This window comes from Rhizobium sp. AC27/96 (genome assembly GCF_001692325.1).
Lineage (GTDB): Bacteria > Pseudomonadota > Alphaproteobacteria > Rhizobiales > Rhizobiaceae > Rhizobium.
The window spans coordinates 141135-164826 of sequence record NZ_LXKN01000001.1; the positions used below are offsets into that span (position 1 = coordinate 141135).

The following is a 23692-nucleotide window of genomic DNA, read 5'->3' on the forward strand; positions in this document are numbered from 1 at the left end:
GCGAGTCTCCTTGTTCGGATTAGCCCCGGAGATGGGGACGGGGGAAGAACCGCCGGGCAAGGCCCGAAGGCGCGAAGAGAATGGAAAAGCCGTAGATCACGCTCGCGGTGATGATGATGGTCGGGCCCGAGGCGAATTCGAGATGGTAGGAGGCGATAAGGCCGATATAGCCGGAAGCCGCCGCCGTGCCGGTCGCGATCGCCATCATGGCTGGTAGGCTGCGCGACCAGAGCTGCGCAATGGCCGCCGGCAACATCATCAGCCCCACGGCCATCAGCGTGCCGAGCGCCTGGAAGCTGGCGACGAGATTGAGCACGACGAGCAGCAGGAACAGGAAATGATAGACCGGCCCGCGCCCGCCAACCGCGCGCAGGAAGCCCGGATCGAAGCATTCCATGACCAGCGGTCGGTAGATGACCGCGAGCGCCAGCAGAGTCACGGTGGTGATCGCGCCGATCTGGTAGAGGGCAGGGGCGTCGATCGCCAGGATCGTGCCGAAAAGTACATGCAGGAGGTCGATATTCGACCCGCGCAGCGAGACGATGAGCACGCCGAGCGCGAGAGAGGTGAGGTAGAAGCTGGCAAAGCTCGCATCTTCCTGCAGCACCGTCATGCGGCTGACGAGGCCAGAAAGCAGCGCCACCGAAAGGCCGGCCACGAGCCCGCCAAGCCCCATGGCGGTCAGCGATAGCGAGCCGGCGATAAGGTAGCCGATGGCGGCGCCCGGCAGAACGGCATGGCTCATGGCGTCGCCCATCAGGCTCATGCGCCGGAGCATCAGGAAAACGCCGATCGGGCCGGAGCCGAGGCCCAGGCACAGGCAGGCGATGAGCGCACGCCGCATGAAGCCGTAATCCGCAAACGGCGCGAGGAAGATATCGTAGACCGTCATTCGGCCGGCTCCCGCCGTGCAATCTCGCCGGTGTGGGGCTCATCTTCAGGCAGGCATGCTTCCGCCGCCTCGTCCCAGCGCTCCGCCATGGCCCGCGCCTTGAGGAGATTGCTGGAACTCATGGCCTCCTGTGTCCTGCTCCAGTCGACCAGCTCGCGTGCGATCAGCAGCGTTTCCGGGAAATGGGCGCGCACCTGATCGAAATCATGCAGCACGGCGATGACGGTGCGCCCTTCCTTGTGCCACCTGAGGACAAGGTCGAGCAGGTCGCGCGTCGTGCGCTGGTCGATAGCGGTGAAAGGCTCGTCCAGCAGGATGACGCTGGCGTCCTGCAGCAGCAGCCGGGCGAAGAGCACGCGCTGGAACTGCCCGGCCGAGAGTGCGCCGATATGCCTGTTTTCGAAGCCGGAAAGCCCGACGTGCGAAAGCGCATCGCGAGCACGATCCGCATCCTGGCGCGAGAAGCGGCCAAAGGCGCCGGACGTCTTCCAGGCGCCGAGCATCACCGTGTCGGCCACCGAAATCGGAAAGCGGCGATTGATATCGGCGGCCTGCGGCAGATAGCCGAAATCGTTCCGCGTCAATGTTCCGCGATCAATTGATCCTTCGGCCGGGCGCAACTCGCCGATGATCGCCTTCAGGAGCGTCGACTTGCCGGCCCCGTTCGGCCCGGCGATCGCCGTTAGGCTGCCGGTCCGGAAGGTGCCAGAGACGTGATGCACGGCGGGGTGGCGTTCATAGGTCACGGTGAGATTGGTGAGGCGGATCAGATCACTCATGCCAGGGCCACCGCCCAGCCGATGGCAGCCCAAAGCACCGCAATGCCCACGGCGACATAGGCAAGCCGTATCAGAGCGGAGCGCCCAATCAGGGAAGACGCGAGGGGGGCGCGTTCAAATGGCATGCAGGCGTTCTCTTTATGTAATAACGTTACGTGTAGTAGCGGGGAGAATATGGCAAAAAAGAGGCGGGCCAAGAGTTGACGATCGTTGAGCACCGGCAATTGTCGCTCCGCGTTCGTAATGCTATATATGGTGCATTATTTGTTATTCTTCGAACCGGTCTGTACTGGGAGTAAAGCTCATGAATGTTTCTATTGGTGAGCGTTGGGAAAAATTTGTAGAGAAGACGGTGGAAGAGGGACGTTACAGCTCGGCCAGCGAAGTCGTACGCGAAGGTCTTCGGCTCGTGGAGGAGCGCGAGGCGAAAATCGCGGCCTTGCGGCACACTCTGGAGGCATCAATCGCCCGCGGAGGCAATATCTCCGATGAGGAACTTGCCGTGGCCTTGGAAACCAAAGCCGCAGAACTGGCGAACAAAGGTTATTAAATGGCTCGGCTTCGTTATACGGCCGATGCGCAAAATGACATCCTTGACGTTCTCGTATTTATCGCGCGCCAAAGCGGCAGTCCGAAAATCGCTTTGGAGTTTACTGGCCAGCTGCGCCGCAAATGTGCAGATCCAGCAGCTCTGCCGGGTCAAATGGGCCGTCGGAGGCCGGAACTGAGAGACGATGTGCGCAGCTTTGCATATCGCGGCTATGTAATCTTTTTTCGCTATGTCGGTGACGTCTTCGAGGTTTTGAATGTGCTCGAAGGGCATCGCGATTTCGATACCCATTTCAATGAAGAAGAATGAAGCAGGGGGCGCCTCTTGGACGCCCCGCTTACTCAATCTGGATAAACCTCAAAGCTGCTCGATCATAGCCGCGGCGCCCGAAACCGTCGCCTGGCCGGGGCTTTCCTCGATGTTCAGCGTCTTTACCACGCCGTCTTCCACCAGCATGGAATAGCGCTTGGAGCGAACGCCGAGACCGCCGGCGGAGAGGTCGATATCGAGGCCGAGTGCCTTGGCAAAGGAGCCGTCCCAGTCGGCGAGGAAATGGATCTTGCCCATACCGCCGGAAGATTGCGCCCAGGCGCCCATTACATGCCAGTCGTTGACCGAGATGACGGCGATATCATCGACGCCCTTGGCGAGGATGGCGTCGCGGTTTTCGAGATAGCCGGGCAGGTGATTGAGCGAGCAAGTGGGCGTGAAGGCGCCGGGAACGGCAAAAAGCACGACGCGCTTGCCGGCAAAAAGCTGCTCGATGCTGATCTCGACCGGACCGTCCGCGGTCTTTTCCTTGAAGGTGGCGGCAGGCAGTTTATCGCCGATAGCGATGGTCATGGGGTCTCTCCTTGGGGCGATATCGGGGCGTTTGAACCGCCGCCGATTGGATGAGGATTGATAGTGAAACTATAGGTCAGGGCTATTCCAGCGCAAGCGTGGTTTCCATGGCGCGGTCACCGTCGACCACGAGGATGCCCCACGTCTTGCCCTTGATGTCATAGTTCTTCGGCAGCTTGCCGATCGTGATATCGGCCGAATAGGCGGTGCCTTCCCGTTTCGCATTTGCCTGCTCGAAAAACGCGTAACCTGCCGGCCCGGTGACGTAGATTGTCGGCGCGTCGCCGCTCGCCTCAGGCAGCGTCAGGCGCAGCGCAAGCGTCTTGGCGTCTGCCGAGAGGCTATGGCTCTGGAGGGCGAAATCGGAAGATGGTGCCTGCGGCAGCGAAGCCTTGGCCGCATCCAGCAGCGCCAGCTCATGTGTCGTCGGCTGCTCGCCTGCCGGCAGTTCAAGCGAATAATCGGCCTGGAAGGGAATGCAGATATCCTTGCAGAGGCCGATGAAGGCGGTCAACTCCAGTTTGGCCGGCGCCTTGCTTGTGGTCCGGAAATCGAACGGCAATGTCAGCGGCGCGTCATAGCCGATCTCTTGTATGTTTCCGACCATGATCTGCTTCGGTGTCGGGTAGCTGGCCTTTTCGAGAGTGACGCCGCTTCCGGGCGCGAGGGTCACTTGCGGAGGGATGCCGCTCTGGCCAGGTTCGCGCCAATAGGTGATCCAGCCGGGCTGCGGTTCGATCTGCAGGGCGGCGCGGATATGCCCCTCTGCGTCCGGCGCCAGTGCCACTAACCGCATGCGGCCACCCTGATTGTCCACCCAGTCGCTCATCGCGGCATGGGCGGCGGGGCCGGCGCAAAGTGTGGCGGCAAATGCTCCGGCAAGAAGCGTCGACAGGCGGGCGAGGGTGGTCAATCCGATCATGGGATGAGGATTTAACGGATCAGGCGCCGCGGAGCCAGCGCGGCGGAAAAAAGAAATGATCATTTTCAGTTGATTGATTTATGACATTGCCCCATCTTGCTTTTTTAGCGGTGCAGTTATGGACTGCGGTCAGGAGGCACGATGTCCCTATCGACGCTGAAGAATAGACGCGAAAGAGGTTTTCTCGACGGTCAGTTCGTGATCGCCATGCCGGGCATGGAGGATCGGAACTTCAACCGGACGGTGATTTATATTTGCGCGCATTCCGATGCCGGCGCTATGGGCTTCGTCATCAACCGGGCTCAGAAGCTGACCTTCACCGACGTGCTTTTGCATCTTGAAATGGTCAAGGATGACGATGCCATCGTTCTCCCGGCTGCTGCGCGGGATTTTCCGATCCAGACCGGGGGACCCGTCGAAAGCGGTCGCGGCTTCGTATTGCATTCGGACGACTATATCAGCGACAGCAGCATTCCGGTCAGCGATGATATCAGCCTGACGGCGACGCTCGATATCGTGCGGGCGATTTCCAAGGGAAGCGGTCCGAAACGCGCCACCATGCTGCTCGGCTATGCCGGCTGGAGTGCCGGCCAATTGGAGGCCGAAATCGGCAATAATGGCTGGTTGAATTGCCCTGCCGAAGAGGCCTTGATCTTCGACCGCTGCCTCGACGACAAGTACGAACGCGCCCTGGCGCTGATGGGTATCAACCCCGCGATGCTGTCGCCGCATGCGGGTCATGGCTGAAGCAATCTTGCATTATATTGGAACGATATAGCACTCGTGACGTTTCACTCCCAGAACAACGGCAATACCGCCGTGCAACCGAGGAGGCGCTCGATATGGGCAGCATGAGTGACAAGGTATCCGGCAAGGTAAACGAAGTGGCCGGCAAGGCCAAGCAGATGGCCGGCAAGGCCACCGACGACAAGGAACTGCGCGCAAAAGGCGCAGCCCAGGAAGCCAAGGGCAAGGTTCAAAGCGCCGTCGGGAAGGCCAAGGATAAGGTCAAGGGCGCAGTCGACCGGATGTAGTCCGGTTGCTCGTTGAGAGCCGATTTCAGGCCGCCGGCAATCTGAGATAGTATTGTCGTTAGCGGCCTGCCAGGAAGAGCCTGTCGCGGAAACGCGACGGGCTCTTTGATGTCGGGCGAAACGTCACTTCGAAGAGGGCTCCCATGCGGCTTTTCACTTGCGACCATTGCGGCCAGCCGGTGCATTTCGACAATAGGCAATGTGTTCGCTGCGGCCACCAGCTTGGTTTCGTCCCGGATCGTCTGGCGATATATGCGCTGGAAGGTGATGGCGGCACCAACTGGCATCTGGTAGCGGAGCCGGAGAGGCATGTCCGCTTCTGCGCCAATGCCGAACTCGATATCTGCAATTGGCTCGTCGATGCCGAGGATCCGCAGCTCTATTGCGTTGCTTGCCGTCACAATCGCCTTGTGCCCAACACCGACACGCAGCAGGGCATAGACCGCTGGCGCCGCATCGGCCAGGCGCAAAGACATCTGTTCTATTCGTTGCTGCGCTGGAATCTGCCGCATCCGGATCGGCATGACGACCCCGAGGGTGGGTTGGTGTTCGATTTCCTCGAGGACGAAGTGCAGGGTGGCAGTGTTGTGCCCGCCAAGACAGGCCATGAAGAGGGCTTGATCGCCATTCGCGCCGCCGAGGCCGATGACGTCACGCGCGAACAGGCGCGCACCTCCATGAATGAGCCGTACCGCACATTGCTCGGCCATTTCCGGCACGAGACGGGACATTTCATCTGGAACAAGCTTGTCCGCGATCGTGGGCAGTTTGATGCCTTTCGCGCTGTCTTCGGCGACGAGAGGGTGGATTACGGCATGGCGCTTCAGCATCACTACGACAATGGGCCACCACCCAATTGGCAGGACAGTTTCGTGAGCGCCTATGCCAGCGCGCATCCATGGGAAGATTTTGCGGAATGCTTCGCGCACTATCTACACATCGTCGATACGTTGGAAACCGCGCGCTCATTCGGCCTGGCGGTCGACCCGCGGGGCTATCACGAGATGGCGGCGGAAGTGGATTTCAATCCCTACAGCGCCGAAAGCGCCGATCAGCTCGTCAGCGCCTGGATTCCCCTGAGCGTGGCGATCAACGCCATCCAGCGCAGCATGGGACAGCCGGATTCCTACCCCTTCATCCTGTCGCCGCCGGTGATTGCCAAGCTGGATTATATGCGCGGCCTTATCGAGAGCGCCTGATCTGCCGCTCTCAATAGATCGGAAGTGGGCTAGGCCCGCTTTGTCAGGGGAAAGCGTTCTTTCAGCAGCCTGATAACCGACTCTGATCCCATCGGCGGCCCGAAGATGAAGCTCTGCCCATAGGTGCAGCCGATCTTGGCGAGTTCCAGCGCATCCTCTTCGGATTCGATACCCTCGGCGACAACACGCATATTCAGTTCGCGCGCCATGGAAATGACGGAACGCAGGAGAATGGCCTTCTTATCGCTCTCGTCGCGGACCATCGCCTTGTCGAGCTTGATCGTATCGAAGGGGAAGCGGGTGAGGTAGGCGAGCGAGGAATAACCGGTGCCGAAATCGTCAAGCGCCAGGCCGATGCCGGCTTCGCGGAGCTTGTCGAGCACCAGCCGGGCCTGCTCGGGGTTTTCCATCACCTGCGATTCCGTCAGCTCCAGCTTGATCCGGCTCGGATCGCAATGGGTTTTGGCGAGCAGCGCCCGGATATCGTCATAGAGTTCGTTGTTGAGCAACTGCACGCTGGAAAGGTTGATGGAGACGAAGAGCGGCAGGTCGCCGGTCTGTCGCTGCCAGGCCTTCAGATCGTTGGTTGCCTGCTCGAGCGCAAACATGCCAAGCGGGCCGATAATGTCCGAGGCCTCGGCAATGGGAATGAATTCCGTGGGCGGAATGTTGCCGCGTTTCGGATGTTCCCAACGCATCAGCGCCTCGAAGCCAGCCACTTCGGCATCCTCCAGCCGCACGATCGGCTGATAGACCAGCGAAAGTTCCTTGCGTTCAACGGCACGGCGCAGGTCGGTTTCGAGCTGCAGACGATCGGTGCCGAAGCTCCGGAAGGCGGGCTGGAACGGCTCGACGCGATTGCCGCCGGCGCGCTTGGCCCGATACATGGCAAGTTCGGCGTCGCTGAGCATGCCGGACGCATTTTCCTGCTGATCGACCCATGAGGTCAATCCGACGGAGGCCGTCAGAATGATCTCGCGATTGGCGAAATTGATCGGCACCATGATCGCCTTGCTGATCGCATCGGCAAAGTCCGCAACCTTGGCCGGATCGCGTTCGGACACGAGAATGAGGCCGAACTGGTCGCCGGAGAGACGAGCCAGCGTGTCCTGGGGCTTCAACAGGCGGCGAAGGCGTCGGGTCAGCGCAATCAGGATATTATCGCCCGCCGCCACGCCAAGCGTATCGTTGACGAGCTTGTAGCGATCGATGTCGATGACCATCACCGTCGGCCGCAATTGGTTGCTATCCGATGCCAGCGTCAGCACGGCCTGCAGGCGATCGAGGAAGACCTGGCGGTTTGGCAGCCCTGTCAGATTGTCGTGCACGGCGTCATGCAGCAGTCGTTCGATCGAATTCTTCTGCTCTGTGATATCGACGATGGTGCCAACGCAGCGAATGATTTCGCCGTTCGAACCGAGCACCGGCCGCGCGCGAATGGAGAGCCAGTGGAAATGGCCATCTTCGGCACGAATGCGGAATTCGTGGTTCAGCCGGCCGCGCCGATGTTCGAGAAGTACGTCGAGAGTCGCTCGGAAACGGTCGCGATCGTCTGGATGCAGTCGCGGCAGCCAGTTGCGGGCCGCGCCATGCATGCTGCCGGGAGAAAGACCGAGCTTCATGGAGATGTCTGGTGTCGTGACGACGCGGTCGCGCGCTACGTCCCAATCCCAGACGGTATCGCCCGAGCCGGTGAGGGCGAGGGATTGCCGTTCGAGGTCGGAGAACAAGCCCTGCTGGAAGGCGCCGCCGGCAAAGGCATGCTGCATGACGGTAAAGCCGATCAGCAGCACGATGAGCACCAGGCCGCCGCCGAGTGCCGGCTGGATGATGTCGTTGTCGAGCTTGCCCATGATCGTCATCCAGGCGCCGAACAGCCAGACGAGGATCAGCGCCCAGGCAGGTACGAGCAGGATGGCGCGATCATAGCGGTTGAAGCCGAGATAGATAATGAGCAGCAGACCCGCGGTCGCCGTCAGCGCCAGCGACAGCCGGGCGATGCCGGCCGCGATCGACGGATCGTAGATCGCCACGCCGAAGAGCAGGGCAAGACCGAGGACCCAGGCCAGCGTCACATAGCCGAGATGCGCATGCCAGCGATTAAGATTGAGATAGGTGAACAGGAAGATCACCAGACTCGATGCGAGCGCCACCTCCGCGCAGGCGCGCCATATTCGCTGATCGCTTGACGTGATGCTGATGAGCTTGCCGAGGAAGCCGAAATCCACGCAGATATAGCCGAGCACTGCCCAGGCGAGCGCCGCTGTCGCCGGCAGCATCGACGTGCCTTTGACCACGAAGAGAATGGTCAGGAACACCGCCAGCAGGCCGGCAATACCAAGCACGATGCCGCGATAGAGCGTGAAGGCGTTGACCGTGTCCTTGTAGGCGTTCGGTTCCCAGAGATAGAGCTGCGGCAGGTTCGGAGAGGAAAGCTCTGCGACGAAGGTCACGACTGCGCCGGGGTTCAGCGTGATGCGGAAGACATCGGCCTCGTCGCTCGGCTGCCGATCGAGCGCAAAGCCTTCGCTCGGCGTGATGGCAACGATACGCTGTGAGCCAAGATCCGGCCAGAAGACTTTCGAATTCACCAGGCGGAAATGCGGGGCGACGATGACGCGCTCCAGCTGTTCTTCCGAAACATTGGCGAGCGCGAAGACGGCCCAGTCGCCCTGATGGTTCGGCGAGGAGGATCGTACCTCAATGCGGCGCCGAATGCCGTCGGCGCCCGCGGCCGTTGAAACCTGAAAAGCCTCGCCCTGATTTGTGTAGATCTCCGTCGTCGCCGTCAGATCAAGCGCGGTATCATCGCGGGAAATCTTCACCGGCTCGGCTGCATGCGCCATGCCGGCCAAAAACAGCAGCAGGGCGGCGGCAAGTGCCGCAAGCACTGTGCCGAGCCGTTTGGCCATCGGCATCGTCGGTATCAGCCCGGCGGTCATCGCTGGTCGTATTTTCGGTTCGGGTCGGCATCGGCGGCCAACCTGGAAAACATCACGTGGTCGCGCCACTGACCGTTGATTTTTAGATAACCGCGCAAATGACCTTCCCGCTGGAACCCGGCTTTTTCCAAAAGCCGCATGCTACGCTCGTTATCCGGAATACAGGCTGCTTCAATTCGGTGCAACTCAAGTCCGGAAAAGATATAGGGTATAACCAATTGAAGTGCGGCGAACATATGTCCCTGACCGGAATAGCGTTCACCCATCCAATATCCGATCATGCAGCTCTGCGCGGCACCGCGGCGTATGTATCCGATCGTGATGCCTCCGACCAATGTCGTGTTTTCCTTGAGGAAAACGAATAATGGTATGGCCTGGCCGGAACTATATTCCTGCTTGCCTCTGATGATGCGGGCCCGGTACGCAGCCTCCGTCAGCTCGTCATGCCGCCAGGTGGGCTCCCAGGGCTCCAGGAAGCGGCGGCTTTCGGCCCGCAGCCTGTGCCATTGATTGAAGTCGGAGTAGCGCGGCAGGCGCAGCAAATATGTGTCGTTTTCGAGTTCAACCGCGTCCGGATGACGTGAGAGAAAACGAAACACAGATTTTTGCATGCGGCCAAGCACTCCCCCGAGAATTGAACCCATCGGCCCGCGGCGTGCCCTTAGCCGCTGGCGCTTCTGGATGCAGGCTTTGGCGATGACAGCGACACGACGATGTCTTCCATCGGCGCCAGCTGCTCCAGCGGCCCGATCGCCGAAAGCGTCGGTACTGTATCGAAGAACAGCCGGCCTGCAAGATCCGTCAGGCGGTCGATGGTAATGCCCTCCAGGCGCTCCAGCATCTCCTGGTTCGGGATGGGGCGGCCATAGAGCATCATCTGCCGGGCGACCTGGCCGGCGCGAGCGGCCGGGCTTTCCTGGCCCATCAGCAGCTGTGCGCGGATCTGGGCGCGGGCGCGCTCGATTTCCTGCTGCTCGATCTTGTGGGAGGCCTTGTGCAGCTCATCGATGATGACAGGCACCAGCTCCGGCAGATTCTCGCCGCCGGTCGCCGCGTGGATGCCGAAAATGCCGGTGTCGGAAAAACCCCAGTGGAAGGCATAGACCGAATAACAGAGGCCACGCAGTTCGCGGACCTCCTGGAACAGGCGCGAGGACATGCCGCCGCCAAGAACATTGGCAAGGATCTGCGAGCAATAGAAATCGCGCGTGTGATAGGCGCGGCCTTCGAAGCCGAGAAGGATCTGCGCGTCCATGAGGTCGCGCGTCTCGCGAACATTGCCGCCGATATAGCGGGCCGGTTCGATGATGGGCGAGGTCGAAGGTTTGGTCGGCAGGCTGGAGAAACGCTCCTCGACCTGGCGCACGAAGCTTTCGTGATCAACCGCGCCGGCCGCGACGACGAACATGCGGTCGGTCGTGTAATTGCGGTCGAGATAGCCGCGAATCTGTGCGGGCGAGAACGAGACGACGGTTTCCGGCGTGCCGAGGATGGCACGTCCCAGCGTCTGGCCGCGATAGGCGACTTCGGAGAACTTGTCGAAGACCACATCGTCGGGCGTGTCGTTCGCCGCGTTGATCTCCTGCAGGATGACCTGCTTTTCGCGGGCCAGTTCCTCTTCGTCGAAGGCGGATTCGGTCAGGATATCGGCGAGGATATCGACGGCGAGTGGCACATCGTCCCGCAGCACACGGGCATAATAGGAGGTCGTTTCCGTTGAGGTGGCGGCGTTGACTTCGCCACCGACATTCTCGATTTCTTCGGCGATCTGCCGGGCCGAGCGACGCGCCGTACCCTTGAACGCCATGTGCTCGAGCAGATGCGCAATCCCGTGTTCTTCTTCGGTCTCGTTACGCGAACCGGACTTGATCCAAACGCCGAGTGCCACGCTTTCGAGGTGCGGCATCGATTGGGTTGCTACTGTCAGCCCGGACGCAAGCCGGGTGCATTCCACTGTCATCGCTTGTCTTTCCGCGTCTGTTATTCGCCGGCCCGGGCATGCTTGCCGATAAAGCTTTCAACGGCTTTAAGTTCCGGATCGAGAATATCGAAACGCTCCTCCCTGGTCATCAGACCAGCAAGCCACGTCGGAAGCGCCGGGTCAATACCGGAGGCGGATTTTACTGCGGCGGGGAATTTTGCCGGATGCGCGGTCGCAAGCGTCACCATCGGGCTTGTCGGACGCTCGTTCTTCTCGGCGACAAAGACGCCGATGGCCGTATGCGGATCGAGCAGATAGCCCGTTTCGGCAAGCGTTTTTTTGATGGTTTCGGCAACCTGCTTTTCGCTGGCGCGGCCGGCCTTGAAGTCCTTCTTGATGAACTTCAGGGCGTCTTCGCTGACCGAGAAACCATTCGACTGCTTCAGGCTTTCCATCGCGGCGCGGACCTTGGAGGCATCGCGGCCATGCGCCTCGAACAACAGGCGTTCGAAGTTGGAGGAGATCTGGATATCCATCGATGGCGCGCTGGTGGCCTTGACGGCGCGCATCTCATAACGGCCGGTCTTCAGCATGCGGGCGAGGATGTCGTTCTCATTGGTGGCGATGACCAGGCGTTCGATCGGCAGGCCCATCCGCTTGGCGACATAGCCGGCGAAAATATCGCCGAAATTGCCGGTGGGGACGGTGAAGGAAATCTTCCGGTCCGGGCCACCGAGCGCTACCGCTGTCGTGAAGTAATAGACCACCTGCGCCATGATTCGTGCCCAGTTGATCGAATTGACACCGGAAAGCCTGACCTTGTCGCGGAAGGCCGCATCGTTGAACATGGCTTTGACGAGGTTCTGGCAATCGTCGAAATTGCCGTTGATCGCCAGCGCATGCACATTCGCCTGCGTCGAGGTGGTCATCTGCCGCTGCTGCACGGGCGAGACCTTGCCATTCGGAAACAGGATGAAGATGTCGGTGCGCTCGCGGCCGGCAAAGGCGTCGATCGCCGCGCCACCCGTGTCGCCCGATGTAGCGCCAACGATGGTCGCCCGCTGTCCGCGCTTCTCCAGCGCATAGTCCATCAGCCGTGCCAGCAGCTGCATGGCGACATCCTTGAAGGCAAGCGTCGTGCCGTGGAACAGCTCCATGACGAAGCTGTTCGGCCCGGTCTGCACCAGCGGCGCCACCGCCGGATGGCGGAAGGTGGCGTAGGCATCGTCGATCATGCCGCGGAAGACGTCTGTCGGGATTTCGCCGTTGATGAAGGGCGACAGGACGGCGAAGGCAACATCCTGATAGCTCTTGCCGCGAAAGGCGCGGATTTCTTTCTTCGTCAGGGTCGGCCATTCACGGGGAACATAGAGCCCGCCGTCACGAGCAAGGCCAGCCAGGAGGGCGTCGCAGAAGCCAAGGGCAGGGGCTTCTCCCCGCGTTGAAATATAGTCCACGGTCTAAGATTCCTTTGGTCGCAAAATTGCCTGAGTGATCGGTTGAGAGAGTAGAGGAATGAAGCGGCGACGACCTGTCTTTTTGCGCCGGATCAGCCGCGTGGTTTTCGCGTTTGCGCAAGGCGCGTGGGATCGGTGCCGGCTGGCCGCAGTTTGTGCCAATCTGTCGATCTCGAAAAGTGAGCCAAAACGGTGTCTACCCAATCGATTTTTCGCTGCGTCGCTGGTATAGACCATCGCCAAGTGTCATAAAAGGCCCGTCGGACAGGCTTCAGGCCGATAATGTGAAATATTTGGAGAGGGTGGAATTATAGTGTTTGGCAGGGTTTCGCGTCGTCTTTTCTCCGCTTCGCTTCTGGCATTGCTCACGGGTTGCAGTACTCTCGGTATCGGCGGCAATAGTGACAAGCAGCCGGCAACGGATGTTACCGTCGCTCCGCAGGCAAGTGCCACGGGAGCCGCTCCGACCGGTGGTCAGACCTATGTTGCCGGCAAGTGCCCGCAGGTCACCATTCCCGATCAGTCATCCGTCTACCGGCTTTACGCCAAGGGCGCCAAGGACGATGCGAGCCAGTTGACCTATCAGGCGTCGCTGGCACAGGCCACTCGCCAGTGCACGAGCGACGGCACCAGCCTGGGCATCCATGTCGTCGCGCAGGGACGGCTTGTCGCCGGCCCGATGGGCAGCTCCGGCAAGGTGACCTTGCCGATCCACGTCTCCGTCATGGACAATGAGACCGCGCTCTACAGCAAGACGATCAATTACACGGCGGAAATTCCGCCGGGAGAAACCACGGCGCAGTTCCTGTTCAGCGAAGACGATATCAAGGTCGCCGGCGGATCCGGTGGTTTCACCATCGTTGAGATCAGTTTCGATCAGGGGCCGCAGAAGCCTGCGAAGGCCGAGAAGCCGGTTCGCAAGAAGCGCCACTAGTGGTTTTGCCCATGCACAACCTCGTATCGTATGAGTGTTGTGCGCTCACGGTGAAAAAGGAAAAAAGCCCTGCTGTTCGGCAGGGCTTTTAATTTATATGAGAAGCCAAGCGGTACGGATGTCGAAACCGTTGCGGGTCTGGCAACCCAGGCAGGTTTTGCTGCTGCGACTATCGCCCAATCTATCTTCCGTGCTGGAAGAAATCCGGCGATGGCCATCCGGCCGCAGAGCGATCTCGAGGCATCAATCGATAATTTTTGCGCCCTGCGTTCTCAGGCGTTCAACATTGTCCTTCATTTGCTTCAGGCGCTCGGGAGAGTGGCCCTCCCATTGCGTGACCTCACCGGTGATGCGCAAAGGCTCGCGAGAGCGATAGGACTGCGTCGGATTGCCCGGGAATTTCTTGTCCGTCAGGTTGGGGTCGTTCACGATCGGCCCCGTCGGCTCCACGATATAGATCCTTTGAGGCCCATCGCCGGCCGCCAGCTCCGCACCCCATATGGCCGCATCCAGCGTGCCGGTGAGGTAGACCCAGGATAACGGCTTGCCTGTGCCGAAATTCGACTTGTGGCCGACGACGATCAGATCCCCCGGCTTCAGATCGGCCCGGGTCCCATGATAGAATCGCTGCGGCATCTCATTGTCGCTGACAGTCATTCGCTTCCTCCGTTTGATTTCGGAGGGCGTTATACGCGCATGTCAGGGGCTTGAAACAAGCCGGATGTCCGCCATATCTAAAGTCATAGGAGGCCGCGAGTGGCAGCGCTGCTCGCCAGAGGACTTCTTTGAAAGGCGCCTTAGAGGACGCCGTCCCATTCAGCCAATGCCATCACCACGCCGGGAAGATCGCTCATGCGGGAAACGACGGTTTCCGCGCCGGCATCGGTCAACCGGTCGGCGTGCGACGGATAGGTGTGCGATGCGCCGGTAAAGCCGATGACGCGCATGCCGGCGGCGCGTGCCGCCTGGACGCCATGGACCGAGTCTTCAACGACGATGGTTTTGGCGGGGCTGACATTCATCTGCTTGGCGCCATGCAGGAAGATGTCCGGCTTGGGCTTCACGCGGTCGGCGCCGAGATCCTTGGCTGAGTAGACATGCGGCGCGAACAGCTTGAGGTAGCCGACTTTGGACAGCATCATCTCGAGCCGTGCGGCGCTGGAATTCGAGCAGATGCAGCGCGGCATCGGCAGCCGCGACAGCGCAAGCGGAACGCCGGGAATGGCCTGGACGTCGGCGGCAAGCTTGAGATCTAGGAGCTTTTCCGACTTGTCGAGCAGCGATGCGGAAAGCGGGATGCTCGCCTCGCGCTCGACTTCGAGCAGGATGTTGCGCCAGGTCATGCCGGCGAAGCGCTCGCCCATTTCCTCGGTGCTGATCGGATAGCCTGCATCCGTCAGCAGCTTGGACTCGACTTCCGCCGCGATGATTTCCGAATCGACCAGAACGCCGTCGCAGTCGAAGATGATAAGGTCGAAGCCATTGCTCATGAAAATTGCTGCCTTTGATCAGGGCTGGGTTCGGCATGCTCTCCGCAAACGGTTGCGTTTGGGGCATGCTCAAAAAATGACCGTCGCGCTTTACACGATATGTCGACAAAGCTCAACCAATGGGCGGGCATGGCTGTGCTGCACTGACGGAAAAGGTCAGGGCCGTTCAAAAGGCTTGAAGACTTGAGTGTACCGCTCGACATCAGGCAAGGCCGCCTTTAAGGATTGGCCATGGCCAACGAGCGCGACGACACCATTGCCAGCCGTATCAGCCGGGTGCTTGCCGATCGCATTATCCGCGGCGAGATCGCGCCCGATGCGCGTTTGCGGCAGGATCATATTGCCGAGGAATTCGGCACCAGCCACGTGCCGGTGCGCGAGGCGTTCCGGCGGCTGGAAGCGCAGGGACTTGCCGTCAACTTGCCGCGTCGCGGCGTTCGGGTCGCTTCTTTCGATCTCAAGGAAGTCCGCGAAGTTGCCGAAATGCGGGCCGCGTTGGAAGGCCTCGCCCTGAGGCACGCGTCACAGCACTTGACCTCTGCCATTCTCGATGCCGCCGAAGAGGCGACCCGGGAAGGCGATGCCGCTGCCGACGTGCATGCCTGGGAAGACGCCAATCGCCGCTTCCATCGCCTCATCCTGGCGCCCTGCGGCATGGCGCGCCTCTTGGCCGCTATCGACGATCTGCATGCGGCCAGCGCCCGCTTTCTGTTCTCGGCATGGCAATCCGGCTGGGAAAAGCGCACGGATCACGATCATCGCGCCATCCTGGCCGCGCTTCGCCAGGGACGAACTGATGAGGCCGCCGCTATACTGCAGAAGCACGTCCAATGGATCGGTCGTGCTCCCGTGCGCACGCCATCAGGCTCGACGCGCGAAGCTTTTGCGATTGTTGGATAGTTTTGTCGAAAATTATAGATAATCTGGGTGCGCTTGATTTGCGGTTCATTTTTTAATGACCGAATTTGGGTGAGTTGTACTCGTATTGCTTCCGAGAGCTGAGCTTTTGTCTCCGCATGCCGAGATGGGTTGGCTAAGCGCGCCCCTTTCAGGTCTCTCGTCATGCAGCCGCTTCCATCGCGAGAAAATCAATTTTCCACATCTACCGCTTGCCTCGTCATGTAAACTCGGCCATTAAATAGATGGGAATTAAAAATTATCTATAATTTGAAAAGGAGAGTTCATGTCCCTGTTGCATCATCATGAAGACGCCGCTTTTGATCCGCTGCGCCTTGGTCAGCGATCCCTGATCGTCAAGGCCGTCTTCGTTCTCGCGGGAACGCTGGTGCTGGCGCTCGCCTCGCAGATTTCGGTGCCGATGGTGCCGGTGCCGATCACCATGCAGACCTTTGCGATCACCATGATCGGCGCTCTCTATGGCTGGCGCCTCGGCGCGATCACCATTCTGGCCTGGCTGGGTGAGGCCATGGTCGGCTTCCCGGTTCTCGCCGGCGGAGCAGGCGGCATCGCGCCCTTCATGGGTCCGACGGCTGGCTATCTCGTCTCTTTCCCGATCATCGGCGCCCTCGTCGGCTGGCTTGCCGAGCGTGGCTGGGGCGGAGAGCGCGTCGTGCGCAGTTTCCTCGCCCATCTCTCGGCCAATATCCTGTGCCTTGCGATCGGCGGCGCATGGCTTGCTGCCTTGATCGGCGCTGAAAAGGGCTGGCTTCTCGGCGTCGCGCCCTTCATCCTCGGGGCCGTGCTGAAGTCCGCCCTTGCGGCAGCCGTGCTGAAGACCGTTCAGGTCTATGGCGGCAAGGCAAAGCTGAATTGACGGTTCGGCTTCGCGCCCATCATCTGCTCTGCATGCTGACCTTCGTCGGTGAAGGCTATACCTCAGCCTTCACCGCCAATTATCGCCGCATCGCCGAGCGCCTGACGGAAGGCGAGCAGATCGAGCTGGTCTCCGGCCCCGACGATATCTGCGCGCCGCTTCTGGACGAGGCTGAGCCGCACTGTGTCAAGGCTTCCGTCATCGAGCGGGACGCGGCTGCCCTTGCGGACGTCGCCTCATTGATTGGCGAAGAGATCGAACCGGGCGCGGTATTGGTGCCGGATGCGAACCTTCTCGCGAAACTACGACGCAATTTCGCCAGTGGCGAGATTCGCCGTGCCTGCAATGGCTGTGAATGGCGAGATCTGTGCAGCCGGATTGCGGCGGGCAATTTCGCCAGCGTTCTGGTCGGACACCCCTAAGACCGGTCACCCAACTCGATCGGAAAGAGCGCCAGAAAGCGGCGCTCACCCTCGGGGGTGAAGAAGATCGAGCGGCTGTTTTCGGTCCGCCGCGCCCAGCCCTTGTCGAGAAAATTCGAAAGCAACGCCTTGCCGAGGCTTCCGGCGAGATGCGCGCGCCTTTCGCTCCAGTCCAGGCAGGATCGGCAGAGCGGACGGCGGCTGGAGCGCAGGTCGGAGACGTCGATGCCGATCGATCCGAGATGCCTTTCGCCATCGGCCGTCAGGCTGAGCCCTTCGCCCATGGTCGAAATCGAACCACGTTCTATCAGGCTGTCGAGCATGCGCACGCCAAAGTCGCCGGCGAGGTGGTCGTAGCAGATGCGGGCCTTGCGCAGCGCCGGTTCCTTCGGGCCGGGACGATGACGCAGATGTCCGCGACTGGCGGCAAAGCCCATGATCCCCTCGAGCAACTTGCCGACGCCATCATCGGCCAGCGCAAAATAACGATGCCGACCCTGCTTGCGCTGCGCCAGCAACCCGCCTGCCTCGAGCTTGGAAAGATGCGCGCTTGCTGTCTGCAGCGTCACGCCTGCCGCCGCCGCCAGCTCCGTTGCCGTCAGCGCACGGCCACCCATCAGGGCCGTCAGTATGTTTGCCCGCGCCGGATCGCCGATCAACGAGCCGATCTGTGCTATGTCAGGACCTTCTTTCATACTTCGATCGTAGCCGAAGCATCACCGTTCTTCAATGTGCGAAAACATCTCCACAAGCAAAGGAGAACATCATGATCACCTGTTTCATCCGCTATCAGATCGATCCCTTCAAACAGGAAGCCTTCGCCGAATATGGCAAGGCCTGGGGCCAGATCATCCCGCGCAACGGCGCCGATCTGGTCGGCTATTTCGCGCCGCATGAGGGCTCTTTGACGACGGCTTACGGCGTCTACAATATCGAGAGCCTGGCAGCCTATGAGGCCTATCGCAAAAGCCTTGCCGCCGATCCGCAGGCCAAGGCCAACCACGATTTCTCCCGCCGCGAGCGTTTCATCCTGCAGGAGGATCGCATATTCCTGAAAAACGTGTCGTTGCCGCATGCTCCGAGGATATCGCCATGATCGCAGTTATTTTCGAAGTCGTCCCCCATCCTGACCAACGCCAGCACTATCTCGACATTGCCGCAAGGCTGCGTGGCGAACTCGAAACGATCGACGGCTTCGTCTCCATCGAGCGCTTCGAGAGCCTCAGTCAGCCGGGAAAGGTCCTGTCGCTTTCCTTCTGGCGCGACGAGGCTGCCGTTCGCGAATGGCGAAACCGCGAGGCGCATCGTGGCGCGCAGAAAGCGGGTCGGCAGACGGTATTTGCCGACTATCGCCTGCGCGTGGCTGAGGTCCTGCGGGATTACGGCATGAACGAGCGGGACGAAGTGCCGGATGATAGCCGCGCCACGCACGACAGATTGGATCGCGCAGTGCGATAGTCCCCATCGATCAGCGATAAATTCCCGGTCGCTGTCCGGGAATTTGAAAAATCTGACGCCGCTTCAGTCTTTGGTAACCAAGTTAGGTAACCATAACACCCAGTTAAGAGCATCGAGTAAGTGTAACAGCGAGTATCAAATGGCGTCAGTTTTCCCGCTTGCCGACCTCAGGACCTCCGCAGTTCCAGGGTCCTGGATCGACACGATCATCAAGGGCGATTGCGTGGCCGCTCTTGAGGCACTACCCAATCAATCCGTCGACGTCATCTTCGCCGACCCGCCTTACAACCTCCAGCTCGGCGGCACGCTGCATCGTCCTGACCAGTCGCTTGTCGACGCCGTCGATGACGAGTGGGATCAGTTCGCCTCCTTCGAAGCCTATGATGCCTTCACCCGCGCCTGGCTGCTGGCCTGCCGCCGCGTGCTGAAGCCGACAGGCACTATCTGGGTCATCGGCTCCTATCACAACATCTTCCGCGTCGGCGCGACGATGCAGGACCTGAACTTCTGGATCCTCAACGACATCGTCTGGCGCAAGACCAATCCGATGCCGAATTTCAAGGGCCGCCGTTTCCAGAACGCCCATGAGACGATGATCTGGGCGAGCCCGAACGCAAAGGCCAAGGGCTATACTTTCAACTACGACGCCATGAAGGCCGCCAATGACGATGTGCAGATGCGTTCCGACTGGCTGTTCCCGATCTGCAATGGTGGCGAGCGGCTGAAGGGTGACGACGGCAAGAAGGTGCATCCGACCCAGAAGCCGGAAGCCTTGCTGGCACGCGTCATCATGGCCTCGTCGAAGCCGGGCGACATCATTCTCGATCCTTTCTTCGGCTCCGGCACCACGGGTGCCGTTGCCAAGCGCCTCGGCCGACATTTCGTCGGTATCGAGCGCGAGCACGATTATATCGATGCGGCCAGTGCCCGCATCGCCGCCGTCGAGCCGCTCGGCAAGGCGGAACTCACAGTCATGACCGGCAAGAAGGCCGAGGTTCGCGTCGCCTTCAACGTGCTGATCGAAAGCGGCCTCATCAAGCCCGGCCAGGTGCTGACGGATGCGAAGCGTCGTTATAGCGCGATCGTCCGCGCCGACGGTACGGTTGCTTCCGGCGGCGAGGCCGGCTCCATTCATCGTCTTGGAGCGAAGGTCCAGGGCCTTGATGCATGCAACGGATGGATGTTCTGGCATGTCGACGACGGGCGGTCCCTGCGCCCGATCGACGAACTCCGGGCGATCATCCGCAGCGATATGGCAAAGGCGGAATAGCCTCGGTCATGAGCGTTGGCAGGCCCGGCTGCAAACCGCCCCACGGTTTCCGGGGTGTCGCCAACGGCTGAATCTAAATACCTGCCTTCTTCCGTCGTGTACCTCCAGTTAGGGAAGAGGGCGAGACGCCCAGGACTAGCGCTAGTCCTGGGCGCCCTTTTTAGCTTCCGGACTTAGAAGTCCTGATAGTCCGTGACATCAACGCGCACGACGCGGCCATCCTCGTCAAAGGTGATGGTCTCCTCGCCCTCGCGAATGAGCGGCTTGCCCGTCTTGCTGTTGGTGGCCCGAACGGACCAGACCGCGCGGCCCGAAAGCGGCGTCAGCGTCTCCACTAGTGAATTGGACGCTGTCTGATCAGGATAGGTGTCGAAGTAGCCGCGGAATGCTTCCATGATCGCGTCGCGGCCGGCGAGGTCACCGACACCGTTGGAAACATAGGTGGCGTTCTCGGCGAAGAAATTCTCGATCTCTTCATAGTTGATACGATTGATCGCATCGTGAAACAGCTCGATACGTTCTGCGGGATCGAAAATCATGGTTCAAACCTTTATGCCATGGGCGGCGAGATCGCTGCGCAGCTTCTCGGCTCCGGTGAAATGAACTGCATGCCAGCCGGCTGCCCGCGCACCTTCGACGTTCGGATAGGAATCGTCGATGAAAATGGTCGAGGCCGGATCGAGGCCGAAGCTTTTGGCATGGGTCTCGTAGATCGCGACATCGGGCTTGATCAAGCCGATATCGCCCGACACCGTGACGCCGCGCGGTTTCTTGAGGAACGGAAAGCGCTCCTGCGCCACGCGAAACGTGTCGGAGGCGAAGTTGGTCAGCATGGTGACGTCACGTCCCTCGGCGATCAACTTTTCGAAGATCACGACGCTGTCATCATAGGCATGCGGCACCATCTCGTTCCAGTGCTTGCGGAATGCGCGGATCTGTTCTGCCCGTTCCGGATGCTCGGCAATCAGCAAGCCTTCGGCCTCTTCCCATGTGCGGCCGCGATCCTGCTCCAGATTCCATTCGTGGGTGCAGACGTTGGCGAAGAACCATTGGCGCTCGGCATCATCGGGAATGACGTGGCTGTAGGGAATGTTTGGATCGTAATGAAGGAGAACCTTGCCGATATCGAAAACGATGTGCCGTATTTCCGTGGTCATGAATGGATTCCTGATGTTTAGGCGCTGGCTTTGTTGAATGCCCCAACTTTTGTGAAGGCATTGGGAATAGCCTGAGTGATCGCTTTTTTCATGACTGTTGGCAGTGCCTGCGCTTCAAGATTTGTAACCGGCTCCCACCATCCGTCATTGTGCTCGGCGTTCGATGCCACTTGGGCGCGATAGATCGACAGCCGCAATTCGAAATGGGTGAACACATGCGTCACGGTCCCCGCAGCCTGCCAATCCGCTCGGAAAGGGGCAGCCTCGGTTCCCGTCTCGCCATCGATGCGTGCGGTCCAACCGGTTGTGGGAACTTCCGTCATGCCGCCGAGCAGGCCGCTTTCGATGCGCCGGCGCAGAAAGATCTCGCCATCGCCATTGACCGCGACGAAAGCCGCGCCCTGCCGTACCGGCTTATCCTTCTTGGCGGCCTTGACGGGAAAATGTTCCGGGTCATGCCCGGCCAGCGCCTGACAGGCGCCGTTGAACGGACAGAGCGAACAGACGGGACGCTTCGGCGTGCAGATCGTCGCGCCGAGATCCATCATCGCCTGAGCGAAATCGCCGGGTCGGTCGGAGGGCGTCAGCAGGGCGACTTTCTGCTTCATCTGAGGTTTTGCGCCGGGCAAGGGCGCCGAGATCGCGTAAAGCCTGGAAATGACGCGCTCCACATTGCCGTCCATCACGGCTGCCTGCCGGTTGAATGCGATTGCGGCGACAGCGGCGGATGTGTAATCGCCGATGCCGGGCAGGGCACGCAGGCCATCCTCGGTATCGGGAAAGCGACCCGCATGGTCTGTCGCAACCGCCTCGGCGCATTTCTTCAGGTTTCGCGCGCGTGCGTAATAGCCGAGCCCGGCCCAAGCTGCCATGACGTCCTCGTTCGGCGCCGCCGCGAGGTCGTTGACCGTCGGCCAGCGCTCCACGAATTTTGCGAAATAGGCTTTGACCGCAGGCACGGTCGTCTGCTGCAGCATCACCTCCGACAGCCAGATGCGGTAGGGGTCGGGCTTCACGCCCTTGGCGGCCATAGGCGGCGAGACGCGCCACGGCAGATCCCGGTGGTGGCGATCGTACCAGGCAAGCAGGGATGCGGCCGAAGGGGATTGTAAAGTCGTGGTCATGATTTGCCGCGTTGAGGGGAATTGCTCTATACTTGGCCAAGCTGCGTCGGGCGATCAAGCTCTTGAACGTATAAAGCATGCGCCGGAAGCCGATTGAGATGAGTTATCCCCGAAAAGGCGAAAAGCAGATTTCCGAGCTGACCAACGGCATCGTCGATCCCGTGCTGGCGAAGCGTGCCGGCATCAATACGGCTCTGCTTGGTTCCTGGGACGAGATCGCTGGGGACGATTTTGCCGAATGCACGCGGCCAGAAAAGATCGCCTGGGCGAAGCGCGGCGGCACCGGCGAGGACAGTCGCTATCAGCCGGGTGTGCTGACCATCGCCTGCGAAGGTGCCCGCGCCCTTTTTCTCACCCATGCGCAGGGCGAGCTGATCCAGCGCATCAACGGCTTCTTCGGCTTTCATGCCGTCAGTCAGATCCGCATCGTGCAGAAGCCGGTCTCGGTTGCTTCGAAGCGCTCCCGCACACCACCGCCGCTGAAAGGCGAGGCGGCCCGCAAGCTCGAAGGCATGATGGACGGGATCGAGGATGAGAAGCTGCGCGCGGCAATCCAGAGATTGGGCACTGCAATGGTCTGGAAGCGCCGGTAGAAGGCTGGGCGTGCCGATTATTCGTGATTGTGGAAGAAATTTAAGGCGTTTGTCTTTGCTAGGTCACAATTCTTTGAAGAAAGTTGGTCAACCGTGCCTTGTTAGCGGCAACCAGCCGTTATATCGCATGGAACATTCGAAGACCTCTTTCAACGACGGGTGACTCTATGCCGATGTCCGACATGCTCTTGACCAAACGCCACCTGCTGGGCGGTTCTGCCGTTGCAGCTCTCTCCGTGGCGTTCGCTGCCTTTGCCGACACCGCATCCGCTGCAAATGCCTCGACGGCCGCAGGCGGCCAGGAGTCCACCGCTTCCGGTGACGACGCAGTCCCCCCGGCCGATGGCGACGTCAACATGACCGAAGTGCTGAAGCCCGGCCCGCTGCCGGAAATCGCACTCGGCAAGGAAGACGCTCCGGTCAAGATCGTCGAATACATGTCGCTGACCTGCCCGCACTGCGCGCATTTCGCTGTTACGACTTTCGAAACGATCAAGCAGAAGTATATCGACACCGGCAAGGTTCGCTTCATCATCCGCGAATTCCCGTTCGATCCGCGCGCCGCCGCCGCCTTCATGCTGGCCCGTTGCGCCCCGCAGGAGCAGTACATGCCGATGGTCGAAATGCTGTTCAAGCAGCAGATCGCCTGGGCCTCTCCGGATGTCGATGGCCGTGCCGCACTGCTGCAAATGTCGAAACTCGCTGGTTTTACTGAGGATAGCTTTACGAAGTGCTTGACGAACCAGAAGCTTCTGGATGATGTCAATTCCGTAAGGGAACGCGCTGCCAAGGATTTCGGCGTCAATGCGACACCGACCTTCCTGATCAATGGCAAGCGCTATGCAGGGGACATGTCTGTTAATGCCATGTCGAAGCTCATCGACGGCCTTCTCTGATCCGCGCCTTTTCGATGCACAGGCGGGCGGCAGAG

General features: G+C 60.4%; 29 protein-coding genes. 14 read left to right on the plus strand and 15 right to left on the minus strand.

From position 1 onward, the window contains the following. Positions 1-19: 19 nt before the first annotated feature. From A6U86_RS00690 to A6U86_RS36000, 3 genes are read right to left on the minus strand one after another with little or no spacing between them, the layout of a single operon-like run. Positions 20-892: a metal ABC transporter permease gene (locus A6U86_RS00690; RefSeq protein ID WP_068384976.1), complete on the minus strand. Its 873-nt coding sequence runs from the start codon at positions 890-892 to the stop codon at positions 20-22. After that, a complete protein-coding gene (locus A6U86_RS00695) occupies positions 889-1671 on the minus strand; it encodes a metal ABC transporter ATP-binding protein (RefSeq protein WP_068384979.1) in 783 nt (260 codons plus the stop codon). The genes A6U86_RS00690 and A6U86_RS00695 overlap by 4 nt, the downstream gene beginning before the upstream one ends. Next, on the minus strand, positions 1668-1796 hold the full coding sequence (locus A6U86_RS36000) for a hypothetical protein (RefSeq protein WP_272955705.1): 129 nt from the start codon (positions 1794-1796) through the stop codon (positions 1668-1670). Before A6U86_RS36000 ends, A6U86_RS00695 begins: the two co-directional genes overlap by 4 nt. A 179-nt stretch (positions 1797-1975) precedes the next feature. On the opposite strand from A6U86_RS36000, the gene A6U86_RS00705 reads away from it, so the two are divergent. Together A6U86_RS00705 and A6U86_RS00710 are read left to right on the plus strand one after the other, a co-directional pair. Further along, positions 1976-2221, plus strand: coding sequence for a type II toxin-antitoxin system ParD family antitoxin (locus tag A6U86_RS00705; protein WP_068384984.1), 246 nt, complete (start codon positions 1976-1978; stop codon positions 2219-2221). After that, positions 2222-2530: a type II toxin-antitoxin system RelE/ParE family toxin gene (locus A6U86_RS00710; protein WP_068384987.1), complete on the plus strand. Its 309-nt coding sequence runs from the start codon at positions 2222-2224 to the stop codon at positions 2528-2530. It abuts the gene before it with no gap. Positions 2531-2578: 48 nt separating this feature from the next. Here A6U86_RS00710 and A6U86_RS00715 read toward each other — a convergent pair whose 3' ends face one another. Both A6U86_RS00715 and A6U86_RS00720 read right to left on the minus strand, forming a co-directional pair. Next, positions 2579-3064, minus strand: coding sequence for a peroxiredoxin (locus tag A6U86_RS00715; protein ID WP_068384990.1), 486 nt, complete (start codon positions 3062-3064; stop codon positions 2579-2581). Between the two features lie 82 nt (positions 3065-3146). Further along, on the minus strand, positions 3147-3986 hold the full coding sequence (locus A6U86_RS00720; protein WP_068387609.1) for a protein-disulfide reductase DsbD domain-containing protein: 840 nt from the start codon (positions 3984-3986) through the stop codon (positions 3147-3149). 141 nt (positions 3987-4127) lie between these two features. Between A6U86_RS00720 and A6U86_RS00725 the strand changes: the two genes are divergently transcribed. The 3 genes from A6U86_RS00725 to A6U86_RS00735 all read left to right on the plus strand — a co-directional run bounded on the left by A6U86_RS00725 (position 4128) and on the right by A6U86_RS00735 (position 6219). Then, positions 4128-4733 carry a YqgE/AlgH family protein gene (locus A6U86_RS00725; RefSeq protein ID WP_068384993.1) on the plus strand — a complete coding sequence of 202 codons (606 nt, stop codon included), beginning with the start codon at positions 4128-4130 and terminating at the stop codon, positions 4731-4733. Between the two features lie 95 nt (positions 4734-4828). Further along, positions 4829-5020, plus strand: coding sequence for a CsbD family protein (locus tag A6U86_RS00730; protein ID WP_068384996.1), 192 nt, complete (start codon positions 4829-4831; stop codon positions 5018-5020). Positions 5021-5163: 143 nt separating this feature from the next. Further along, positions 5164-6219 (plus strand): putative zinc-binding metallopeptidase, encoded by a 1056-nt coding sequence (locus A6U86_RS00735; RefSeq protein WP_068384999.1) that lies wholly within the window; start codon positions 5164-5166, stop codon positions 6217-6219. A gap of 29 nt (positions 6220-6248) precedes the next feature. Here A6U86_RS00735 and A6U86_RS00740 read toward each other — a convergent pair whose 3' ends face one another. Genes A6U86_RS00740 through thrC form a run of 4 tightly spaced genes read right to left on the minus strand, consistent with a single transcriptional unit; the run spans position 6249 to position 12539 of the window. Beyond that, on the minus strand, positions 6249-9161 hold the full coding sequence (locus tag A6U86_RS00740; RefSeq protein ID WP_068385002.1) for a sensor domain-containing phosphodiesterase: 2913 nt from the start codon (positions 9159-9161) through the stop codon (positions 6249-6251). Next, positions 9158-9772, minus strand: a complete 615-nt coding sequence (locus A6U86_RS00745; protein WP_068385005.1) for a GNAT family N-acetyltransferase — start codon at positions 9770-9772, stop codon at positions 9158-9160. Before A6U86_RS00745 ends, A6U86_RS00740 begins: the two co-directional genes overlap by 4 nt. A 50-nt stretch (positions 9773-9822) precedes the next feature. Further along, positions 9823-11121, minus strand: a complete 1299-nt coding sequence (locus A6U86_RS00750) for a pitrilysin family protein (protein WP_068385008.1) — start codon at positions 11119-11121, stop codon at positions 9823-9825. Between the two features lie 20 nt (positions 11122-11141). After that, positions 11142-12539 (minus strand): threonine synthase, encoded by a 1398-nt coding sequence (gene thrC / locus A6U86_RS00755; RefSeq protein WP_068385009.1) that lies wholly within the window; start codon positions 12537-12539, stop codon positions 11142-11144. Between the two features lie 313 nt (positions 12540-12852). Between thrC and A6U86_RS00760 the strand changes: the two genes are divergently transcribed. Then, entirely contained in the window at positions 12853-13473 is a 621-nt protein-coding gene (locus A6U86_RS00760) for a hypothetical protein (RefSeq protein ID WP_068385010.1), read from the plus strand. A 243-nt stretch (positions 13474-13716) separates the two neighbouring features. Here the strand turns inward: A6U86_RS00760 and arr are convergent, their stop codons facing one another. Both arr and A6U86_RS00770 read right to left on the minus strand, forming a co-directional pair. After that, entirely contained in the window at positions 13717-14130 is a 414-nt protein-coding gene (gene arr, locus A6U86_RS00765; protein WP_068385012.1) for an NAD(+)--rifampin ADP-ribosyltransferase, read from the minus strand. Between the two features lie 140 nt (positions 14131-14270). Beyond that, positions 14271-14963, minus strand: a complete 693-nt coding sequence (locus A6U86_RS00770; RefSeq protein WP_068385014.1) for an HAD family phosphatase — start codon at positions 14961-14963, stop codon at positions 14271-14273. Between the two features lie 231 nt (positions 14964-15194). On the opposite strand from A6U86_RS00770, the gene A6U86_RS00775 reads away from it, so the two are divergent. The 3 genes from A6U86_RS00775 to A6U86_RS00785 all read left to right on the plus strand — a co-directional run bounded on the left by A6U86_RS00775 (position 15195) and on the right by A6U86_RS00785 (position 17159). Continuing rightward, positions 15195-15863 (plus strand): GntR family transcriptional regulator, encoded by a 669-nt coding sequence (locus A6U86_RS00775; protein WP_068385017.1) that lies wholly within the window; start codon positions 15195-15197, stop codon positions 15861-15863. A 283-nt stretch (positions 15864-16146) separates the two neighbouring features. Further along, the gene (locus A6U86_RS00780; RefSeq protein ID WP_068385020.1) at positions 16147-16737 is read left to right on the plus strand and encodes a biotin transporter BioY; all 591 of its coding nucleotides are present in this window, start codon (positions 16147-16149) and stop codon (positions 16735-16737) included. Beyond that, positions 16734-17159 carry a DUF1284 domain-containing protein gene (locus A6U86_RS00785; protein WP_068385022.1) on the plus strand — a complete coding sequence of 142 codons (426 nt, stop codon included), beginning with the start codon at positions 16734-16736 and terminating at the stop codon, positions 17157-17159. The genes A6U86_RS00780 and A6U86_RS00785 overlap by 4 nt, the downstream gene beginning before the upstream one ends. On the opposite strand, the gene A6U86_RS00790 is transcribed toward A6U86_RS00785, so the two are convergent. Then, entirely contained in the window at positions 17156-17854 is a 699-nt protein-coding gene (locus A6U86_RS00790; RefSeq protein ID WP_068385023.1) for a helix-turn-helix transcriptional regulator, read from the minus strand. The genes A6U86_RS00785 and A6U86_RS00790 overlap by 4 nt on opposite strands. Positions 17855-17925: 71 nt before the next feature. On the opposite strand from A6U86_RS00790, the gene A6U86_RS00795 reads away from it, so the two are divergent. From A6U86_RS00795 to A6U86_RS00805, 3 genes are all read left to right on the plus strand, one after another. Continuing rightward, a complete protein-coding gene (locus A6U86_RS00795; RefSeq protein WP_068385026.1) occupies positions 17926-18255 on the plus strand; it encodes an NIPSNAP family protein in 330 nt (109 codons plus the stop codon). Beyond that, entirely contained in the window at positions 18252-18617 is a 366-nt protein-coding gene (locus A6U86_RS00800; RefSeq protein ID WP_068385029.1) for an antibiotic biosynthesis monooxygenase, read from the plus strand. The genes A6U86_RS00795 and A6U86_RS00800 overlap by 4 nt, the downstream gene beginning before the upstream one ends. Before the next feature lie 139 nt (positions 18618-18756). Continuing rightward, entirely contained in the window at positions 18757-19887 is a 1131-nt protein-coding gene (locus tag A6U86_RS00805) for a site-specific DNA-methyltransferase (protein WP_068385031.1), read from the plus strand. A gap of 173 nt (positions 19888-20060) precedes the next feature. Here A6U86_RS00805 and A6U86_RS00810 read toward each other — a convergent pair whose 3' ends face one another. Genes A6U86_RS00810 through mutY form a run of 3 tightly spaced genes read right to left on the minus strand, consistent with a single transcriptional unit; the run spans position 20061 to position 22168 of the window. Further along, the gene (locus A6U86_RS00810) at positions 20061-20426 is read right to left on the minus strand and encodes a nuclear transport factor 2 family protein (RefSeq protein ID WP_068385032.1); all 366 of its coding nucleotides are present in this window, start codon (positions 20424-20426) and stop codon (positions 20061-20063) included. A gap of 3 nt (positions 20427-20429) precedes the next feature. Then, positions 20430-21044, minus strand: a complete 615-nt coding sequence (locus A6U86_RS00815; RefSeq protein ID WP_068385049.1) for an HAD family phosphatase — start codon at positions 21042-21044, stop codon at positions 20430-20432. A gap of 17 nt (positions 21045-21061) precedes the next feature. Further along, positions 21062-22168: an A/G-specific adenine glycosylase gene (mutY, locus tag A6U86_RS00820; protein WP_068385052.1), complete on the minus strand. Its 1107-nt coding sequence runs from the start codon at positions 22166-22168 to the stop codon at positions 21062-21064. Positions 22169-22266: 98 nt separating this feature from the next. On the opposite strand from mutY, the gene A6U86_RS00825 reads away from it, so the two are divergent. Continuing rightward, complete coding sequence (locus A6U86_RS00825) at positions 22267-22761, plus strand: DUF721 domain-containing protein (protein WP_068387611.1); 495 nt, start codon at positions 22267-22269, stop codon at positions 22759-22761. A gap of 167 nt (positions 22762-22928) precedes the next feature. Then, positions 22929-23657: a DsbA family protein gene (locus A6U86_RS00830; RefSeq protein WP_068385055.1), complete on the plus strand. Its 729-nt coding sequence runs from the start codon at positions 22929-22931 to the stop codon at positions 23655-23657. Positions 23658-23692 lie beyond the last annotated feature (35 nt).

Excerpts from the sequence above, each read along its gene's own strand:
- A6U86_RS00695 (WP_068384979.1), bottom strand. The coding sequence starts at position 1,671 with ATGAGTGATCTGATCCGCCTCACCAATCTCACCGTGACCTATGAACGC.
- A6U86_RS00710 (WP_068384987.1), top strand. The coding sequence starts at position 2,222 with ATGGCTCGGCTTCGTTATACGGCCGATGCGCAAAATGACATCCTTGAC.
- A6U86_RS00720 (WP_068387609.1), bottom strand. The coding sequence starts at position 3,986 with ATGATCGGATTGACCACCCTCGCCCGCCTGTCGACGCTTCTTGCCGGA.
- A6U86_RS00810 (WP_068385032.1), bottom strand. The coding sequence starts at position 20,426 with ATGATTTTCGATCCCGCAGAACGTATCGAGCTGTTTCACGATGCGATC.
- A6U86_RS36000 (WP_272955705.1), bottom strand. The coding sequence starts at position 1,796 with ATGCCATTTGAACGCGCCCCCCTCGCGTCTTCCCTGATTGGGCGCTCC.
- A6U86_RS00775 (WP_068385017.1), top strand. The coding sequence starts at position 15,195 with ATGGCCAACGAGCGCGACGACACCATTGCCAGCCGTATCAGCCGGGTG.
- A6U86_RS00830 (WP_068385055.1), top strand. The coding sequence starts at position 22,929 with ATGCCGATGTCCGACATGCTCTTGACCAAACGCCACCTGCTGGGCGGT.
- A6U86_RS00815 (WP_068385049.1), bottom strand. The coding sequence starts at position 21,044 with ATGACCACGGAAATACGGCACATCGTTTTCGATATCGGCAAGGTTCTC.
- mutY (WP_068385052.1), bottom strand. The coding sequence starts at position 22,168 with ATGACCACGACTTTACAATCCCCTTCGGCCGCATCCCTGCTTGCCTGG.
- A6U86_RS00795 (WP_068385026.1), top strand. The coding sequence starts at position 17,926 with ATGATCACCTGTTTCATCCGCTATCAGATCGATCCCTTCAAACAGGAA.
- A6U86_RS00750 (WP_068385008.1), bottom strand. The coding sequence starts at position 11,121 with ATGACAGTGGAATGCACCCGGCTTGCGTCCGGGCTGACAGTAGCAACC.
- A6U86_RS00725 (WP_068384993.1), top strand. The coding sequence starts at position 4,128 with ATGTCCCTATCGACGCTGAAGAATAGACGCGAAAGAGGTTTTCTCGAC.
- A6U86_RS00790 (WP_068385023.1), bottom strand. The coding sequence starts at position 17,854 with ATGAAAGAAGGTCCTGACATAGCACAGATCGGCTCGTTGATCGGCGAT.
- A6U86_RS00690 (WP_068384976.1), bottom strand. The coding sequence starts at position 892 with ATGACGGTCTACGATATCTTCCTCGCGCCGTTTGCGGATTACGGCTTC.
- A6U86_RS00800 (WP_068385029.1), top strand. The coding sequence starts at position 18,252 with ATGATCGCAGTTATTTTCGAAGTCGTCCCCCATCCTGACCAACGCCAG.
- A6U86_RS00825 (WP_068387611.1), top strand. The coding sequence starts at position 22,267 with ATGAGTTATCCCCGAAAAGGCGAAAAGCAGATTTCCGAGCTGACCAAC.
- A6U86_RS00735 (WP_068384999.1), top strand. The coding sequence starts at position 5,164 with ATGCGGCTTTTCACTTGCGACCATTGCGGCCAGCCGGTGCATTTCGAC.
- A6U86_RS00730 (WP_068384996.1), top strand. The coding sequence starts at position 4,829 with ATGGGCAGCATGAGTGACAAGGTATCCGGCAAGGTAAACGAAGTGGCC.
- A6U86_RS00780 (WP_068385020.1), top strand. The coding sequence starts at position 16,147 with ATGTCCCTGTTGCATCATCATGAAGACGCCGCTTTTGATCCGCTGCGC.
- A6U86_RS00805 (WP_068385031.1), top strand. The coding sequence starts at position 18,757 with ATGGCGTCAGTTTTCCCGCTTGCCGACCTCAGGACCTCCGCAGTTCCA.
- A6U86_RS00715 (WP_068384990.1), bottom strand. The coding sequence starts at position 3,064 with ATGACCATCGCTATCGGCGATAAACTGCCTGCCGCCACCTTCAAGGAA.
- A6U86_RS00740 (WP_068385002.1), bottom strand. The coding sequence starts at position 9,161 with ATGACCGCCGGGCTGATACCGACGATGCCGATGGCCAAACGGCTCGGC.
- A6U86_RS00745 (WP_068385005.1), bottom strand. The coding sequence starts at position 9,772 with ATGCAAAAATCTGTGTTTCGTTTTCTCTCACGTCATCCGGACGCGGTT.
- A6U86_RS00705 (WP_068384984.1), top strand. The coding sequence starts at position 1,976 with ATGAATGTTTCTATTGGTGAGCGTTGGGAAAAATTTGTAGAGAAGACG.
- A6U86_RS00770 (WP_068385014.1), bottom strand. The coding sequence starts at position 14,963 with ATGAGCAATGGCTTCGACCTTATCATCTTCGACTGCGACGGCGTTCTG.
- arr (WP_068385012.1), bottom strand. The coding sequence starts at position 14,130 with ATGACTGTCAGCGACAATGAGATGCCGCAGCGATTCTATCATGGGACC.